Annotated in this window: 14 protein-coding genes and 2 tRNA genes; 5 read left to right on the top strand and 11 right to left on the bottom strand. The window is 55.3% G+C overall.

Annotated features, from left to right (window positions below):
• Positions 1-206: 206 nt before the first annotated feature.
• The 5 genes from F6V30_RS00170 to gap all read right to left on the bottom strand — a co-directional run bounded on the left by F6V30_RS00170 (position 207) and on the right by gap (position 4063).
• Positions 207-293, bottom strand: a tRNA-Leu gene (locus tag F6V30_RS00170).
• A gap of 62 nt (positions 294-355) precedes the next feature.
• Complete coding sequence (gene secG / locus F6V30_RS00165) at positions 356-736, bottom strand: preprotein translocase subunit SecG (protein ID WP_151154534.1); 381 nt, start codon at positions 734-736, stop codon at positions 356-358.
• 269 nt (positions 737-1005) lie between these two features.
• Positions 1006-1761 (bottom strand): triose-phosphate isomerase, encoded by a 756-nt coding sequence (tpiA, locus tag F6V30_RS00160; protein ID WP_151154533.1) that lies wholly within the window; start codon positions 1759-1761, stop codon positions 1006-1008.
• Between the two features lie 8 nt (positions 1762-1769).
• Positions 1770-2969, bottom strand: a complete 1200-nt coding sequence (locus F6V30_RS00155) for a phosphoglycerate kinase (protein WP_151154532.1) — start codon at positions 2967-2969, stop codon at positions 1770-1772.
• Between the two features lie 89 nt (positions 2970-3058).
• A complete protein-coding gene (gene gap, locus F6V30_RS00150) occupies positions 3059-4063 on the bottom strand; it encodes a type I glyceraldehyde-3-phosphate dehydrogenase (protein WP_151154531.1) in 1005 nt (334 codons plus the stop codon).
• A 243-nt stretch (positions 4064-4306) separates the two neighbouring features.
• Here gap and F6V30_RS00145 point away from each other — a divergent pair, with 243 nt between their 5' ends.
• A complete protein-coding gene (locus tag F6V30_RS00145; protein ID WP_151154530.1) occupies positions 4307-6376 on the top strand; it encodes an ATP-binding protein in 2070 nt (689 codons plus the stop codon).
• Between the two features lie 162 nt (positions 6377-6538).
• Here the strand turns inward: F6V30_RS00145 and F6V30_RS00140 are convergent.
• From F6V30_RS00140 to F6V30_RS00120, 5 genes are all read right to left on the bottom strand, one after another.
• A tRNA-Gln gene (locus tag F6V30_RS00140) sits at positions 6539-6613 on the bottom strand.
• A 42-nt stretch (positions 6614-6655) separates the two neighbouring features.
• Complete coding sequence (locus tag F6V30_RS00135) at positions 6656-7207, bottom strand: 2-oxoacid:acceptor oxidoreductase family protein (protein ID WP_151154529.1); 552 nt, start codon at positions 7205-7207, stop codon at positions 6656-6658.
• 16 nt (positions 7208-7223) lie between these two features.
• A complete protein-coding gene (locus F6V30_RS00130) occupies positions 7224-7967 on the bottom strand; it encodes a thiamine pyrophosphate-dependent enzyme (RefSeq protein ID WP_151129727.1) in 744 nt (247 codons plus the stop codon).
• 233 nt (positions 7968-8200) lie between these two features.
• Positions 8201-9259, bottom strand: a complete 1059-nt coding sequence (locus tag F6V30_RS00125; RefSeq protein ID WP_151154528.1) for a 3-methyl-2-oxobutanoate dehydrogenase subunit VorB — start codon at positions 9257-9259, stop codon at positions 8201-8203.
• Between the two features lie 14 nt (positions 9260-9273).
• Positions 9274-9489 carry a 4Fe-4S dicluster domain-containing protein gene (locus tag F6V30_RS00120; RefSeq protein WP_149309868.1) on the bottom strand — a complete coding sequence of 72 codons (216 nt, stop codon included), beginning with the start codon at positions 9487-9489 and terminating at the stop codon, positions 9274-9276.
• Positions 9490-9679: 190 nt separating this feature from the next.
• Here F6V30_RS00120 and F6V30_RS00115 point away from each other — a divergent pair, with 190 nt between their 5' ends.
• The 4 genes from F6V30_RS00115 to F6V30_RS00100 all read left to right on the top strand — a co-directional run bounded on the left by F6V30_RS00115 (position 9680) and on the right by F6V30_RS00100 (position 16503).
• A complete protein-coding gene (locus tag F6V30_RS00115) occupies positions 9680-10696 on the top strand; it encodes an energy-coupling factor ABC transporter permease (protein WP_151154527.1) in 1017 nt (338 codons plus the stop codon).
• Positions 10697-10776: 80 nt separating this feature from the next.
• Entirely contained in the window at positions 10777-11586 is an 810-nt protein-coding gene (gene cbiQ / locus F6V30_RS00110; protein ID WP_151154526.1) for a cobalt ECF transporter T component CbiQ, read from the top strand.
• Positions 11583-12338, top strand: coding sequence for an energy-coupling factor ABC transporter ATP-binding protein (locus tag F6V30_RS00105; RefSeq protein WP_151154525.1), 756 nt, complete (start codon positions 11583-11585; stop codon positions 12336-12338). Before cbiQ ends, F6V30_RS00105 begins: the two co-directional genes overlap by 4 nt.
• Before the next feature lie 346 nt (positions 12339-12684).
• Positions 12685-16503, top strand: a complete 3819-nt coding sequence (locus F6V30_RS00100; protein ID WP_151154524.1) for an SIR2 family protein — start codon at positions 12685-12687, stop codon at positions 16501-16503.
• A 105-nt stretch (positions 16504-16608) separates the two neighbouring features.
• Here F6V30_RS00100 and F6V30_RS00095 read toward each other — a convergent pair whose 3' ends face one another.
• Positions 16609-17988, bottom strand: coding sequence for a TatD family hydrolase (locus F6V30_RS00095; protein WP_151154523.1), 1380 nt, complete (start codon positions 17986-17988; stop codon positions 16609-16611).
• Between the last annotated feature and the right edge of the window lie 148 nt (positions 17989-18136).

Raw genomic sequence — 18136 nt, 5'->3', positions numbered from 1 at the left:
TATGTAAATATAAACTTATACCATTTCGCGGGGGATAAAAGCAATCCAAAACCATGGCAATGGCTATTTGTCGTGCAATGGCTGAATACATCGTACGGGCAAATAACGCTTTAAATATACGAAAAACCGTTTTTACTCACTGACTGACGTAGTAGTAAAAACGGTTTCAAGGTTATTCTTATGTCGATGTTTTCTTAATTGTGGGTTGGTGCCGAAGGCGAGACTCGAACTCGCATGGGCTGTTGCCCGCCACCCCCTCAAGATGGTGTGTCTACCAGTTCCACCACTCCGGCAATTGAATTTACTCTAATAGCATAACCACGATGTGTAATCAAGTACAAACTAAGATACAAACTTATTTTTGCTGCTGAGGAGGCGCTGCCGGTGCGCTCGGCATGCCAGCCGGTTTGCCCTGCTGGGCCGGAACCATAGGCTGCGGCATCTGAACCGGCATTTTCGTGGTGGTGGCGGATTTACCTTTGTCTGACATGATCGAGGATGAGGATGGTTGGCCTGAGATGTAGGCCAATGTCAGTGAGGTCAACATGAAAATAACGGCAGCACCCGTCGTGATTTTGCTCAGGAATGTGGTGCCGCCGCCGGCACCAAAAACCGATTGGCTGCCGCCGCTGCCGAATGATGCGCCCATTTCGGCGCCTTTGCCGGATTGCAGCAAGACAACGGCAATCATGAATATGCTGACCAGAACGTGCAGTAACGTAAGGGCAATAATCATCTCGTATCCTCTGGAAGTTTAATGCGAAAAAATTTTATACCACAGCAATTTCGAATTTGTAAAGTCTTTATCCTAGAAAAAGCATTTGCCACAGAGCCGCAGGGGCACGAAGGTAACAAAAACATACTGTTGCATCATAAGTGAGTTGCTTGGCGCTTCTTCGTTGCGGCGAATGTTTTTATTAAAAATACCGTGACGTTCTCTGTATTTTTTGCGCTCTGTGCCTAACGGCCGTTGGCAGGTTCGCTGATTTTGTCAGGGCTGCGGCCCTATTCGGCAAAATTGGCTATGGCGGCAAACGATTCCGCCTTGAGACTTGCTCCGCCCACCAGGGCGCCATCGATATCGGGTTGCGCCATCAGCCCCCTGACGTTGTCCGGTTTAACGCTGCCGCCGTAGAGTATGCGCATGCCGTCGGCGCTGACTTGGCCGAAACACCGTGCCATGAGGCTGCGGATAAAGGCGTGCACTTCCTGCGCCTGGGCATCGCTGGCGGTCTTTCCGGTCCCTATGGCCCAGACCGGCTCATAGGCGATGATCACCCTGGACAGGGCTTCCGGCGGGAGGCCTTCCAGGCCGCCCAACACCTGCGACTCGATAACGGCAAAGGTCTTGTTCGCCTCGCGCTCGGCCAGGGTTTCGCCAACGCAGACGATCGCTGTCAGGCCCGCATTGATGGCGGCCTTGACCTTCTTGTTGACGGTTGCGTCGGTCTCGCCAAAGTATTGGCGCCGTTCCGAATGTCCAATAATGACATGGCTGCAACCGGCGTCTCTCAGCATTTTTGGGGCCACCTCGCCGGTGAAGGCACCTTCCTCCTCCCAGTAGCAGTCCTGGGCGGCGAGGTGGACGTTGGACCCGGCAAGCGCGTCCGCCACCCGGCTGAGGGCCGTGAATGGCGGAGCGACGACGATCTCGGTCCCTTTGGCCGCGGCCACAAGCGGTTTGAGGGCATTGACCATGCCGGTCGCCTCGCCGATGGTTTTGAACAGTTTCCAGTTTCCCGCAATAACAGGCGTGCGCATGGTCCCCCCTATTTTTTGGCCTTGATGTCGAGAGCTTTTACTCCCGGCAGGGTTTTGCCTTCCAGCAACTCCAGGAATGCGCCGCCGCCGGTTGAGATGTAGCTGACCTTCCCGGCAACTCCGGCCTTGCGAACGGCCGCATCGGTGTCACCGCCGCCGATGATCGTGGTGGCGTAACAGTTGCCCACCGCCTCGGCCACTGAAAAGGTGCCCCGGGCAAAGGCGTCCATCTCGAATACCCCCATGGGACCGTTCCAGATAACGGTTTTGGCATCCCGTAATGTCTCGGCAAAGAGGGCCGCCGAGGCGGGGCCGATGTCGAGGGCCATCCACCCCTCGGGTATCTCCTGCACGGGGGTGATGAAGTTGGTTGCCGTGGCTTCAAAGGCGTTGGCCACGATGCAATCCACCGGGAGGTAGAAGGTAACGCCGCGCTTTTGCGCCTTGTCCATGATCTTTTTGGCGGTGGGGATCAGTTCGTCTTCCACCAGCGACTTGCCGACAGAGTACCCCATGGCCTTGAGAAACGTGAAGGCCATGCCGCCGCCGATCACGATCTTGTCGACCTTGTTGACCAGTGTCTGCAGCACTTCCAGTTTGCCGGACACCTTGGCTCCGCCAAGGATGGCAACCAGCGGACGAACCGGATTACTCATGGCTTTGTCGAAGAAGGTCATTTCATTGCGCATCAGGAATCCGGCCGCAATGGTCGGAATGCATCTGGTGATGGCCTCCACCGAGGCATGGGCGCGATGGGATACCGCAAAAGCGTCATTAACGTAAATTTCGCAACCATTGGTGAGTTGCCTGGCAAAGGCGACATCGTTTTTCTCTTCGCCCGGATAGAACCGGACGTTTTCAAGCATCACCACGTCGCCCGGCTTCATGGCGTCGAGCAGTGCGCTCACCTCCGGGCCAAAGCAATCGGGGGCTTGCCTGACCTTTTTGCCGAGCAGCTCCGACAGGCGTTTGGCGGCCGGAGCCATGGTGTACTTCGTATTCTTTTCACCCTTGGGGCGCCCCAGGTGGGAGGCCAGCACTACTTTTGCCCCCTGTTCCACGGCATACTTGATGGTCGGTACGGCACCGGCAATGCGGGTGTCTTCGGTAATATTCCCCTTGTCGTCCTGGGGGACGTTGAAGTCGACCCGGATAAAAATTCTTTTGTCCTTCAGATCCTTGATCTGGTCGATATAGCGGATCGGCATATGGTCCTCCTCAAAAATGGCGCAACGATGTGCTGGCAAAAAAAGAGGGGGAATCGGATTCCCCCCCAGGTGACTGCCTCGTTAATGTGTTATTTCTTGGAAGCGATCAGCTTGAAGAGATCAACCACCCGATTTGAAAAACCGGCCTCGTTGTCGTACCAGCTGATGACCTTGACCATGTTGTCGCCGATTACCTTGGTGCAGGAGGCGTCGACGGAGGAGGAGGCCGGGCGGCCGTTGAAATCGACGGAGACCAGCGGTTCCTCTACATAGTCCAGTATTCCCTTGAGCGGCCCCCTGGACGCTTTCTTCAACGCTGCGTTGACTTTGACGGCATCGGCCTTCTTCTTCAGAGTGGCGACAAGATCGACAACAGAGACGTTCGGGGTTGGGACACGGATGGCCATGCCGTCCAGTTTGCCCTTGAGCTCGGGGAGGACCAGGGCGACGGCCTTGGCGGCTCCGGTGGTCGTGGGGATCATGGAAAGGGCGGCGGCGCGGGCGCGGCGCAGGTCCTTGTGGGGTTGGTCGAGGATGCGCTGGTCGTTGGTGTAGGAGTGCACCGTGGTCACGAGTCCCTTCTCGATGCCGAAGACATCGTTGAGCACCTTTGCCACCGGCGCCAAACAGTTGGTGGTGCAGGAAGCATTGGAAATAATGTGGTGCTTTTTGGGATCATAGAGGTGTTCATTGACACCCATGACGATGGTGATATCCTCGTTGGTGGCCGGCGCAGAGATGACGACCTTTTTGGCACCGGCCTTTATGTGCAGTTCCGCCTTTTCCTTTGAGGTGAACAGGCCGGTTGACTCCAGGACAACATCAATCTTGTCCTTTTTCCAGGGGAGTTCCGCCGGGTCTTTGAGCGCATAGATCTTAATCGCTTTGCCATTGACAATCAGCTGATTGTCTTTCGCTTCCACCTTGCCGGGGAAGGTGCCATGCACGGAATCGTATTTGAACAGGTGCGCTAGGGTTGCCGCATCGGTCAAATCATTGATCGCCACAAACTCGATGTCTTTGTCCTTGCACGCCGCTCTTAGAACCATCCTTCCGATTCTGCCAAAGCCGTTGATTGCAACCCGTAACGCCATGCTCCCCTCCTTTGGGTGGTATATGGATGATGCTTTGCCCTTGCTTGATTCATTGCATAAACTGCACAGTCGTTTAATAATAAAACATCTTTACAAATCGTCAACCATTAATTTCCTCATGATGCGGATCGCAATGATGGAAATTCGGAAATAGCGATTCAGTTTTTTTTATATCATGATATAATAATTTTTTTTATTTCAAAGCAACTTACCCGGACCACCAAATAGGGCCCTTTTACTCCGATGAAGCAATCACTTGAGAAACGCATAATTCTGTTTTCCTTCGTCATCCTTTCGATGACCACCCTTGCCAACACCGGAATGGATATTGCCGTGTTTCGCAGGGACTACATCCAGGAAATGGAGTTGCGTTCCCAAGGTCTTGCTGCGGCCTTTAAGGCAAACATCGAGAAGGTGCTTGCCTTGGGGATCAATATTCGCGATGTGGCCGGGTTGGCGGATAAATGCCGGGAGATCGTTCAGTCCGACCCTGAAATGGCCTATTGCGCCATAAAAGGGAAAGACGGTGCCGTACTGTTCGTCAGCGACAGTTCCTTTGCCCAGTTGGATTTCTCGCGCTCCGGGAGCGGGGAAGGGGACAAGGGCGCGCTGAACGGCACCACCATAGAAGGCCCCAAGGGCAGCTACTACGATACCCAGACTCCCGTCAGAACCTTTGACGGCGAAACGGCGGCCTCCATCCATATCGGTTTCCCGCAGCAGGTCATCGACCAGAAGGTGCATGCCATTGTCCTCAGGTCCATCATCGTCTTTTTTGCGTTTTTCATCGCCTCCTTTGCCCTTGTCGTCTATTTCCTCAAACGCAGCATCATGGAGCCCATTTCCAGTCTGCTCGAGGGCGTTACCCGGATTTCCCGCGGTGATTTCGCCACTCCCATGCAGGAGTTGCCCGTCTATGAGCTGAATGAACTGAGTGTCAAGATCAATGCAATGGCGGCCGCGCTCGAAACCCGCGATACGGCGTTGCGGGACAATTACAAGGAGCTGTCGGCGACACACTCCCAGCTCCACGATTCATACCAGCGGTTGGAGATGCTCAGCCTGGAGCTCGAAAAGTCGGAGAAGGTTTACAAAAAGCTTTTGGAGGAGTCCGGGGATGCGATCATCATTCTCGATCAGAGTGAAACCATTATCATCGCCAACAAGATGGCCGAGGAGTTCCTCGGCTATCCGGCCACCGATTTTGTCGGCAAGCATGTTACCGCCCTGCTCTTGTTGCTCAAGCTCGAAAACATCCAGCACTTTTTGCGGGATATTGCCGATGCCTTCCAAGGGAACCATGTAACAAGGGAGGTTGTCATTTTCAACAGCCGCCAGGAACAGTTGGTGGGGATGATCCGCGCCAGTTGCGTCGCCATGGGGGAAAACAGCCTGTTGCAGGTCATCATACGGGATGTCACGAAGGAACGGGAAATCATCACCAACCTGGAAAAGAGCGCTGCCGGCCTGGCGCGGCTGAACCGGATGAAGGATTCGTTCCTGGGGCTCGCTTCCCACGAGCTGAAAACCCCGTTGACCGTTGTCATGGGGTATGCGGATTTGCTGCAATCCGACCTGAAGGATCAGCTGCCCGTCGCCGCCCGCGAGATGGTCCAGAATATCTCCAACGCCGCCGCACGTCTCGATACGGTCATCAAGGATATGATCGACGTATCGAAAATCGACCAGAAACAGCTTGACCTTCATCTTGAACAGGTCGATGTGAACGGCCTTGTGGAAGAAACCATACGGGAATTGCGCTTTTTCTTCGCCTTGCGCAAACAGGAGATCGGCGTCGCGCTGGATAATTCGCTGCCCATGATCCACGGCGACAGGACACGGCTTCTCCAACTCTTGTCCAATATCCTGGGCAATGCCATCAAGTTTACGCCCGATGGCGGGCACATATCCGTCAAGACCTCCCTCAGATACTTACGGCGGGATCCCCAGGTCGCCGGATTCGACGGCGTTTTTTCGTTGAATACCGACAAGGAACAGCAGGCTTTTCTGGAAATCATCGTGTCGGACACCGGGATCGGCATTGATCTGGATGACCAGATGCGCATCTTTGACAAGTTTTACGAGGTGGGCAATATCGAAGAGCACAGCTCCGGCAAGGTCGCCTTCAAATCACGGGGGGCCGGCCTTGGGCTCTCCATCGCAAAGGGCGTTGCCGAAATGCATGGCGGCTCCATCTGGGTGGAATCCCAAGGCTACGATCAAAGCACGTGCCCAGGAACCACGTTCCATATCCTGCTGCCCATAGATCCGCTGTCGCTGGCGGACGGGGCTGCCGTTGTCGCCATGAACTGACCCAAGGCCCCGCACCAAACCATTCCGTTACCGGTTGGAACCGTTATTACGCGATCCTTGAACGAGGAGGCGTGTATGGCAGGCATCTGGCTGTCCCCGAACAGCCTCGAATTTTGGCACAAAAAAAGGGTTTGCAGAATATCTGCAAACCCTTGTGTTTTTTGGCTGGGGTGCGAGGATTCGAACCTCGGAATGTTGGAGTCAGAGTCCAATGCCTTACCGCTTGGCGACACCCCAATAATTTGGAATTCTTCTTTTAGCAAATAGGAGGGGGGCGCGTCAAGTGTTTCTTTGCATTGCCGCCGCAGCCCCAGCCCGGATCGCCTTGATATTGGCCGGGATCAGGCGGTGATTGCGCTCGGGCAAAGCCTTTTTCAATGCGTCTTCCAGGGATTCGAGGGCCAGGGAACCGCTCTTTGCGGCGTAGGCCCCGCAGGCCACCATGTTGACCATGCGCATATCTCCCAGTTCAAGGGCGATATCGTTCATGGGCACCGCCACGAGTTCCACCCCCGGCAATTGGCTGTAGTCGGCCTCCACCAGGGTCGAGTTGACGATACAGATACCGCCCGGCTTGACCTTGGCGGCATACTTGTCGAAGGATAGCTGGTTGAGGACGATGGCGACCGACGGGCTTCCCACCACCGGCGATCCGGTGTCGCCGTCGGAAAAGACCACGGTACACATAGCCGCCCCGCCGCGTTTCTCCACGCCGTAGGCGGGAAAGAACGAGACATTCTTGTTTTCATGGATGGCGGCGTAGGAGAGCAGGTTGCCGGCAAGCAGCACCCCCTGGCCTCCGTAGCCGGCTATAAAGACATCGTGACGCATGATAGCTCCAGATCAATCAAAGGTTGGCGGTGTTGCGATACACGCCCAGCGGGAAATACGGGATCATTTCGCTGCCCACCCGCTCATTGGCTGCCAGCGGCTTCATGCCCCAGTTGGTAGGACAGGCGGCCAGGGCCTCGATAAAGGAAAATCCCCTCCCTTCCACCTGGTAGCGGAAGGCGGTCTTGATCATTTTTTTGGCCTGCATGACGTTTTTGGGAGAATTGACCGCCACGCGGGCCGAGAAAGCAACCCCTTCCAATTGCGCCAGCAGTTCGGCCATGCGGATCGGATAGCCGTCCTTGGCCTGGTTGCGGCCGTAGGGAGAGGTGGAGGTTTTTTGCCCCACCATGGTTGTGGGGGCCATCTGGCCGCCGGTCATGCCGTAGGTGGTGTTGTTGACGAAGATCACGGTGATATCCTCGCCCCGGTTGGCGGCGTGGATGATCTCCGAGGTGCCGATGGCGGCCAGGTCACCGTCCCCCTGATAGGTAAAGACGATCCGGTCGTCGCGGGAGCGTTTCGCCCCGGTGGCGACAGCAGGCGCCCGGCCGTGGGGCGCCTCGATGACGTCAATATCGAAATAGCCGTACAGAAAGACCGAACAGCCCACGGACGCGACCCCGATCGTCTTGCTTCTGATATCGAATTCATCCATGGCTTCGGCCACCAAACGATGAATGGAGCCGTGGTGGCAGCCGGGGCAGAAGTGGGTCTGGACATCTTTCAGGCTCTCGGGCCTGGTGAATACCTGTTTCATGAATTCCTCATTATAGGTTGTTGAAAAACAGCCATATCGCCGCCGTCCTCGAAAGCCCTTTCGTGCGGCGTAGCGCCCCTCATCCTATCCTTCTCCCCAAGGGAGAAGGGATACCGTTACCCTCTCCCTCCGGGAGAGGGTGGCCAAAGGCCGGGTGAGGGCCTCCTCAGGGCTTGTCTATCGGGTGCGACGATCTGACTATTTTTGAACAACCTGAACTTTTACACAACCTCTTAGTACCGTTTTTTTATCTGTTCGAAAAGTTCCTCCGGCGTCGGCAGCGAGCCGGCGCCCGGCGGGCGGCCGTAGAATGATACCTCGGCGTCGCGGGCCACGGAAAGGCGCACATCCTCCACCATCTGGCCGGTGCTGAGCTCAATGGTCAGGAAATTCTTGCAGTTCCTCGAGATGGCCTCATAGGCCTGCCTGGGGAACGGGAAGAGGGTGATCGGCCGCAGCAGGCCGACCTTCATGCCCGCCTCCCGCGCCATGGCGATAGCGGTCTTGGCAATGCGGGCCGTTGAACCGAAGGCGGTCACCACCAGCTTCGCGTCCTCGGTCTGGACCTCTTCCCAGCGGTTTTCCTTTTCAGCCAGTTCCTGATAGCGGGCATGCATCTTCCAGTGGAACGCTTCCATCTCGCCGTCGCCCAGGTAGAGGGATTTGACGACGTTTTGCGGTTCTCCCGCTTCCCGGCCGCGCACCGCCCACTCCTTGGCGGGCAAAGCGGTCTGGGGACGGGGATGCGCCGTAAGCGACTCCTTCATCTGGCCGATGACCGAATCGGCCAACACCATGGCCGGTATCCGGTAGAGGTCCGACAGGTCGAAGGCCAGCATGGTCAGGTCGTACATCTCCTGCACCGAGGCCGGGGCCAGCACGATGATACGGTAGCCGCCATGACCGCCGCCCCGCGTGGCCTGAAAGTAGTCGGCCTGGGATGCGTCGATGCCGCCCAGGCCGGGACCGGCCCGCATGATATCCACGATCACGCCGGGCAACTCCGAGCCGGCCATATAGGAGATGCCTTCCTGCTTGAGGGAGATGCCGGGGCCGGATGAGGAGGTCATGGCGCGCACACCGGTGGCCGACGCCCCCAACAGCATGTTGATCGCGCCGATTTCACTCTCGGCCTGGATGAATTCCCCCCCCAGGGGAGGTAGTTCGCGTGAAAGGTATTCGGGGATGTCGCTTTGCGGCGTGATGGGGTAACCGAAGTAGTAGCGGCACCCGGCCTCTATGGCAGCCATGGCAACCGCTTCGTTTCCCTTGACGAAAAGTTTTTCGGACAACCGTGCCTCCGTATCTATTTCTCTTTGAAAACCATGATGGCCACATCTGGGCACATCTCGGCGCACAGCGCGCAGCCGGTGCACTTCCCCGAGTCGGAAAAGAGCGCAACGGTGAACCCGTGGCTGTTGGGGGTATCGCTCAGTGTGACCAGCTTTTGCGGGCAGGCGATGGTGCAGAGTCCGCATCCCTTGCAGCGCGCCTCGTCAATGGTGATGTGTGTATACGACATGATGAGATTCCTTTTTGTTGGGTCGAATTTATACAAATAGCAGATTTGCTCCCGATGAGTCAAGTTTGTTGCACTGATTCAGCCACAACGGGAGGGAAAATGGGGCTGTTTTTTTGTTGACACCTCCTCTTTGGTAATCGTATATTTGCCGTGCTACACAAATATGATTTCGTAACACGGAGGACGTGCCATGCACATGGCAGACGCACTGTTATCCCCGGCGGTCGGGGGTACGATGTGGGCGGTTTCCGCTGGGGCGATTGCCTACAGTTCCGCCAAGGTGCGCAAGGAGCTGGATGACCGCAAGGTGCCGCTCATGGGCGTGCTGGGGGCGTTTCTTTTTGCCGCCCAGATGATCAACTTCACCATTCCGGCCACCGGGTCCAGCGGCCACCTGGGGGGAGGACTCCTTCTGGCGATGCTGCTTGGTCCCTCTGCGGCCTTTCTCACCATTTCGTCGGTCCTCATGGTCCAGGCGCTCTTCTTTGCCGACGGCGGTTTGCTGGCCTTGGGCTGTAATATATTCAACATGGGGTTTATCCCCGCCTTCCTGGTGTACCCCCTGGTCTATACAAGGGTCGCCGGCTCTGCACCGGGCCGGAAGCGCCTCGTGGCGGCTACCATGATCTCGGCCGTTATCGGCTTGCAGTTGGGTCCCTTGTGCGTGGTGCTGGAAACCGTCTTCTCCGGGATCTCGGCCCTGCCGTTTTCGACCTTTGCGCTGCTGATGCAGCCCATCCACCTGGCCATCGGTGTGGTGGAAGGGATTGTAACGGTTGCGATCGTGACCTTTGTCCATGCGGCCCGGCCGGAGATTATTCCGGGAGCCATGGGCGCACGTCCCTTGGGCCGGCGCCCGTTTCGCGCGGTGCTTGTTGCCGTTTTCGCGGCGGCCATCCTGACCGGGGGCGTCCTCTCCGGGTTTGCCTCGAAGAATCCCGATGGCCTCGAATGGGCCATCGCCAAGGTCACGGGAGCGGAGGCGTTGCCGGGGACCGAACAGGGGCTGCATGCCGCCATGACCGCCCTCCAGAAGAAAACCGCTTTCCTGCCCGACTATGGATTCAAAAAAGACGGCAACAGGGGAGGGCGTAACGCAACCGACAGCCTCGGCACCAGCCTTTCGGGGGTTGTCGGCGGCGTGCTGACCCTGGCTATCGTCTTTTTGAGCGGGTTCCTGTTGAAGCGACGGCGCCCGACGGCCTGAATCCTCTCGTCCGGGGCGGGATTCGGACAATGATGAGCGGGGAGAGCGTGCAGCTCTCCTTTTTTTGCGGGAGATGATCGATGTGCAGTATCGACGGCACACTGCTGGACTTTAAAAATCTGGACCGACTGGCTGCCGGTGATACGGGCATCCATCGCCTCGACCCGCGGGCAAAGGTCGTGGTGACGCTCGTCTTCGTCGTCTGTGTCGTTTCATGCGGCAAATACGAACTGGCGGCGCTGCTCCCCTTTTTCCTGTTCCCGGTATTCATGGTGACGCTCGCCGACATCCCGGCCCTGTACCTGGCGAAGAAGATCGCCGTCATCATCCCGTTCGCCGTCATGGTCGGCATGTTCAATCCCTTGCTGGACCGGCAGGTGGTGCTGCATGTGGGAGCGCTGGGCATCTCGGGAGGGTGGGTCTCCTTTGCATCCATCGTGGTGCGGGCCGTTCTCACGGTCAGTTCGGCCCTGGTTCTGGTGGCCGTAACCGGCTTTCCCGCCATCTGTGCCGCTTTGGAGCGTATGGGTATGCCCCAGCCCTTTGCCGTGCAACTGCTTTTTCTCTATCGTTATATCTTCGTGTTGACGGAAGAGGGGGCGCAGGTGTCCCGGGCGCGGGAGCTGCGGACCTTCGGGGGCCGGGGGCGGGGCATCAGGGTCTATGGCTCCATGATCGGCCATCTGCTGCTCAGGACCTGGATGCGGGCGGAGCGCATCCATATGGCCATGCTGGCGCGAGGGTTTTCCGGCGCGTTTCACACCCGCCGGCAGTTCTGTTTCGGCATCAGGGAGACGGCGTTCGTCCTGGGCTGGAGCCTGTTCTTCATTACCGCGAGATTGGTACCGGTGGCCCATCTGCTCGGGTCGCTCGTAACGGGAATACTATGAGTCATCACATTGTTGAAGTAAAAGGGCTGCACCATACCTATCCCGACGGGACGTTGGCCCTGCGGAATATTTCATTGCGCATCACCCATGGGGAGTCGGTGGCGGTCATCGGCGCCAACGGTGCGGGCAAGTCCACCCTGTTGCAGCATTTCAACGGGTATCTGACGCCGACGGCGGGCGAGATTCGTATCGGCGATTTTCCCCTCACCCGGGAAACCCTGCCGGATATCCGGCGCACGGTGGGCATGGTCTTCCAGAATCCCGACGACCAGTTGTTCATGCCCACGGTCTACGACGACGTTGCCTTTGGTCCGCTCAATCTCGGCCTGCCTGCCGGGGAGGTGGATGAGCGTGTGCGGGCGGCCCTGGCGAAGGTCGGGGCGGCGCATTTGCAGGGAAAACCGCCATACCGGCTGTCGGGTGGCGAAAAGAAACGGGTGGCGATCGCAACGGTGTTGTCCATGTCGCCCGACATCCTGGTCATGGACGAACCGACCAACGGGCTCGATCCCTTTGCCCGGCGCCAGTTGATGGGACTGCTCAGGGAGTTCCGCCATACCAGAATCTTCACCAGTCACGACCTGGACATGGTCCTTGATCTCTGCGAGCGGACCATTGTGCTCCATGAGGGGGAGGTCAAGGCCGACGGCCCGACCCGCGACATTTTCGCCGACGCGGCCCTCTTGGCCGAATGCCGGCTGGAAAAACCACTCTCAATGCAAGGTTGCCCGGTTTGCGGCACCAGAGGGTAAGGCAACAGGACCCACACTCCCCTTGTCGTAAAATTTTTGTATCAAAATGACGCAAGCAAAGGCGCCTGGACATGTTCCAAGCGCCTTTTTTAATGTGAAAACAGGAGGATAAGCAAATTGATCCAGCGTGTTAATTTTTTTAACACCTTGAATTTACATTGAAATTCATTTTTGTGTGGAGTAGAAGGTGAGTGAATCGGCAATCACTGAAGCGGCACGCATGTTTCCGGGTACGATGGATAAGAATGAAAAGCTTGTAGAACGTGTTGAAAAAATTAAGGAACTGCTTAAAATCTGTGTTCTGTAGACCTGACCCTTGTGGGTATACCCTCGGAGACTTAGATATATGCGCTTCCTCGCAGACGGTCCATCAATACCAGATGAATTGCTGATCGCTAGAGACGAGGGGAGAGTAATTTTCTTTTGCGGTGCAGGCGTCTCATATGCCCGTGCAGGGCTCTCCGATTTCTTTGGATTGGCTGAAAGGGTCGTCGAAGCTCTTGGTGTGACTGCTGATGATCCTGTACGGAAGCTGATCGATGAAGCAAAGGCTTTGGAAATTAAAACCAAAATTCCCGGCTTGATTTCTGCCGACAGGGTTTTCGGTCTTCTGGAACGGGAATTCCTCACCCGAGACATCGAAGCAAAGGTTGCCGCTGCCCTCAAACCTAGTCCGAATGCAGATCTTTCCGCACATCGGATCATGCTTGATTTGGCCAGATCTCCCGAAGGTAAAATCAGGCTTGTCACAACTAACTTCGATCTCCTTTTCGAGTCATGTGACAATTCCCTTCCCAAGCACAGAAATCCCCGAATACCAGACCCAAACCGTCCTGAAGAGTTTGCAGGCATTATCCATTTGCACGGTCATGTGGATAATGACTATCAAGGCGCGAGCGGCGACGGTTTTGTCCTGTCGAGCTCTGAATTCGGTGATGCCTATCTTGCTGATGGTTGGGCCACTCAGTTCATTAGATCAATTCTGGAAAAATATGTTGTTGTATTTGTCGGTTACGCTGCTGACGACCCTCCGGTTCACTACCTTCTCGAAGCACTTAATAAACGGTCAAATCCATTGCAAAAGATGTATGCCTTTCAGGTTGGTAGCCAAAACGATGCAGAAGCCAGATGGGGCCACAAGGGAGTTGTTCCAATAGCCTATGACAACACCGAAGCACATCAATCATTATGGGATACTCTGGCGGCATGGGCGGTAAGAGCAGTAAACCCCGATTTTTGGTGCGAAAAAATTATCGATATGGCGCGGCAAGGGCCGGAAAAGCTTCAACCGCATGAACGGGGACAGGTAGCCCATCTGGTTTCCTCACTGGAAGGAGCAAGGAAGTTTGCCGGTTCAAATCCCCCCCCACCTGCTGAGTGGCTCTGTGTATTCGATCCGGCCATACGTTATCTCAAACCCAATCATCTTGGCAGTTATCTTGAACGAGGTCCATTTTTTGATCCCTTTGATGTGTACGGTTTGGAATGCGATCAGGTCCCGGCGAAAATTCCCCCCCCAAATTTTTACGCAAAGAGAGAAGTACCAGCAGATGCATGGAACTGCTTTGCCCCCACGCCTCTCGATCTCCTCAATCTTCAAATCGGCAATTATGCGGCTTTGATGGGGCATTTGTCAGTTAATGTCCCCGCGCTTCCGGCAAGATTGTCATGTCTCGGACACTGGATATGCATGGTATCCAACCAGCCGGCTGCTGTCTGGTGGGCTTCTCATCAGATCGGTATTTACCCAGGCATTCAGATGCAAATTCTTCAGGAAATTGAGAAGGCGCCTTCTCCAACAATCCGCAGAGCTTGGCGATTCATTTTTACAGCCTGGAAAATGCGAAAGAACGACAGTTACCATCAATGGTTTCTGCTACAAGCGTCGATAAAACTTGACGGTTGGTCAAGTGCCGCCGTCAGAGAACTCGCCGGGATTTATCGTCCTTACCTAAGCCTAAGATGGCCTTATCACCGGGGGCCAAAACCACCGGAACCTCAGGAAGGAATTTGCATTAATGATATGGCAAGTCTAGATGTTCAATATCCCACACTGCACGAGCGCACAAATATACCGGATAAATATCTAGTGGACGCCGTTCGGGAATTTAGAAAAAATCTGGAATTAGCCTTAAATCTTGAAAAAGAACTGGATAGCTACGAGTATCTCAGCCTTCCCCCGATAGAACCAGACGCAGATTTGGAAGGCGAGTCTTCGGATCGGGATTTTGGGATTGCGAGGCTATTTTTTAAATTTTGGGAGTTGTTCAAGAGGTTGGTGGTATTTGATTCTGCTGCTGCAAAAAAGGAGTTCCAATCATGGTGGGAAGACGACAAAGTTTTTGCACAATTGAGGATATGGGTAGCAGGCAGAAAGGAATTGTTAACCGCTACGGAAGGAGGTCAATTGCTTTGTAGTTTGAATGACCAGGTCTTTTGGGATGGCCACCATCAAAGGGACCTTCTATTGGTCCTATACAACCGCTGGAACGATTTCCCTCAATCGATCAGAAAAAAGATAGAAAAGCGGCTAGTTGCTGGAAGATCAAAATACGAAAATGAAGAAGATGATAAGTATTTTGAACATAGAGCATGGAACTCTTTGAACCTCATCCATTGGCTGAAGGAAAAGGGATGTAACTTTAGTTTCGATGTCCAGAAAGTAACGGATAAACTTCAAAGGCTGGCTCCTGAATGGAAGCATCAGTATGCTGCTACGGCCGCGTCTTCCAGAGAAAGTAGAGGAGGCTTTGTTGGAACTGATACTGAATATTCAGAGCTTCTTGGTGAGCCGTTGTGCGGAATTCTCGACAAAGCCAGAGAACTTAGCGGACGAGAAATTGAGCGAATGATAAATAAAGACCCTTTTGCCGGTTTGGCTAGTGAACGTCCTGTCCGTGCTCTGTCGGCATTAAAATTTGCGGCTAAGCGGGGTGAGTGGCCGGGATGGGCTTGGCAGACGTTTCTCTACTCTCAAGTAAGGGAGAAGGATAAACCAAGATTTTCATCAGTAATTGCCCAGAGAGTTACCGGTATGCCGATTCAAGCGATTACAACTGTCATTCATCCGGTATCTGACTGGTTGTCGAAGGTTAGTAGAAATTTGATCACTGCCTATCGTGAGCAATTTGATCGTATTTGGGAAAAGGTGATTTCAGCATTACAATTGGATACAGAAATTTCCAAAACTGCTCTGGTTCGTGGCAGTAAGGAACCAGAATGGGTAACGGAAGCGTTGAACTCTCCGGTTGGGAAATTGGCACAAGGACTAATGAATGATCCACAGAAAGAAGGTTTGAAAGCTGGGAAAGGATTTCCTGTTTCGTGGCTTTCCCATGTTGAGGATTTGCTGGGCTTACCGGATGACCATCGGCGATATGCATTGGTAATTTTTGCCTTTAACCTGAATTGGTTCTTTTATTACGATCCATCTTGGACCGACAAGAATCTGCTCTCTGCTCTCGGCAAAAAAGACGAAAATCAAGAAGCGTTTTGGGATGGTTTCTTCTGGGGCGCTAAGCATCCGACAGAAAAACTTTTCTTTCGCTTGAAACCTTGGCTATTAGATCTTCCCGTACAGAAACATGTCTCCGGGCGACGAGAGGTGAATGTTTTGTCGGCGATTCTTTTGTCCGGGTGGGGGAGGATGTGTAAAAAGGGGACAAAACGCCTTGTTACAAATGAGGAAATGCGCGATATCTTACTCAACGCAGACGACGAGTTCCGGGGGCAAATAGTTTGGCATTTAGAGAGATGGGCTATTGATGAGAAAGTTGGTGCATGGAAAGCAAACCTTTCCGTATTCTTCACTGAGGTGTGGCCGCGTCAGAAGCAGGTTAAGAGCCCAAAAATGTCCGCGAAGCTTTGTGATCTGACCTTTTCAAGTGAAATCGTTTTCCCTGTTGTCGTTGACTCAATCTTGCCGTTGCTCACCAAAATTGAGCAGGAAGGCTTTATTCTCCCTCATCTTAGAGGGACAAAAAATGAGATCGTCCAAAAGTATCCGGAAAAGGTTTTGACTCTTTTGTGGGCCGTTTTGCCTGATAATGCAACAAAATGGCCGTATGGCATTGGCGAGGTTCTTCCAGAAATTGTAGAAGCTGAGCCTGCTTTGTTGAATGACAGCCGGTGGATAGAGTTGAAACGACGGTGGAATGCACGATGAACGGGCGCCGGGGTCAGGCTTCCAAGTTGTTAAGTTAATGCACTAAGTTGCCACCGGAATGCCCAACAAGGTCGGTAGAACGGTGAACCCCGTTCACCGTCCACTTCACCCCACCTCGCTATATTCCCGCACGCGAAACTCCACACCCAGAGATTCGGCCAGCCTGCGGCAGGCGTCGATATCGACCCCCGGCACGGTTACGGCGCTGGCCACGACCTGGGGGATATGCTCCCGCGCCATGCGGATGAAATCGCATACCCCCTCGAACCCGGCGTCGCCGAAGGGGGTGTTGCAGAGCCTGCCGTAGGTGGCGCTGTCCGGGGCGTTCAGGCTGACGGAGATGCTGTCCACCAGTCCGGCCAGTTCGGGCAGGATGTTGCGCTGGTGAACCAGGTTGGCCTGGCCGTCGGTGTTGATGCGGATGCGGTAGCCGCGCCCTTTGAGTTCCGCCGCCACCCGTTTGACCAGGTCCAGGCGGATCAGCGACTCGCCGTAGCCGCAGAAGACCACTTCATCGATTCCTTCCGGTTGGCCGACAGCCGCCATGATCTCTTCGAAGGAAGGCTCCCCGTCCAGAAGCAGGTTGTGTCCCTTGACGGTGAAGTCGTCGAACTTCGCGCAGAAGCTGCACCGGTTCGAACAGCGGTTGGTGATGTTCAGGTAGAGGGAGTTGCGGATCATGTAGGCGATCTTGGTGGACTGGTCCCACAGGCGGATGCCGAACAGGTCGCGGCAGTTCTTGGTGGTGATCCGGGCCACATCATCCAGGGACAACCCCTTGGTCTCGGCCACCTTCTCCGCCGTCAGGCGCACATAGGCCGGCTCGTTGCGTTTTCCGCGGTGGGGAACCGGCGTCAGGTACGGGCAGTCCGTCTCCACCAGCAGGCGATCGATGCTGACGCCACGCAGCACAGCGCGCAACGCCTCGTTGGACGGGTAGGTGACCGTGCCTGTGATGGAGATGTATAATCCCATGTCGATGGCTTGGGCGGCCATGGCGGCATCGCCGGAGAAACAGTGCAACACCCCCTTGTGTACCCGCTCCTCCCGCAGGATCGTCAGCATGAGCTCATGGGCGTCACGGTCGTGGATGACGACCGGCAGCTCCAGTTCGTGTGCCATGCGCAAGAAACGGCGGAACACCGCCTCCTGCTCGTCGCGGGGGCAATAGTCACGGTAAAAGTCCAGGCCGATCTCTCCGATGGCCACCACCTTTGCGCTGGACCGGGCCAGGTCCCGGATAACGTCGTAGCACTGTTCCGTCACCCGGCCGGCATCCTGGGGATGGACCCCGACCGCCGCGTACATATGGGGATACTTCTCTGCCAGTTCGACCGACTCGCGGCTTGATTCTATGTCGGTGCCGACCACCAGCATGGCACCCACCCCGGCATCCTCGGCGCGTTTCAGCATGGCATCGAAGTCGCCGGCATAGTCGCGGTAGTAGATGTGGGCGTGGGAGTCGATCAGGATGTTGTTATTCATCTATCAAGTTCCTTTTTGTTGCAAAACTCAGGTTGTTCAAAAAAAGTCAGATCGTCGCACCCGCAAAAAGCCTCGCGGAGGCGTAGCAGCGCTACGCCGCACAAGGCGGCTTTCGAGGACGAAGGCCTGATGACTGTTTTTCAACAAC

Source organism: Oryzomonas sagensis, from assembly GCF_008802355.1.
Taxonomy (GTDB): domain Bacteria; phylum Desulfobacterota; class Desulfuromonadia; order Geobacterales; family Pseudopelobacteraceae; genus Oryzomonas; species Oryzomonas sagensis.
This window is presented reverse-complemented; position numbering and strand designations above follow the sequence as displayed.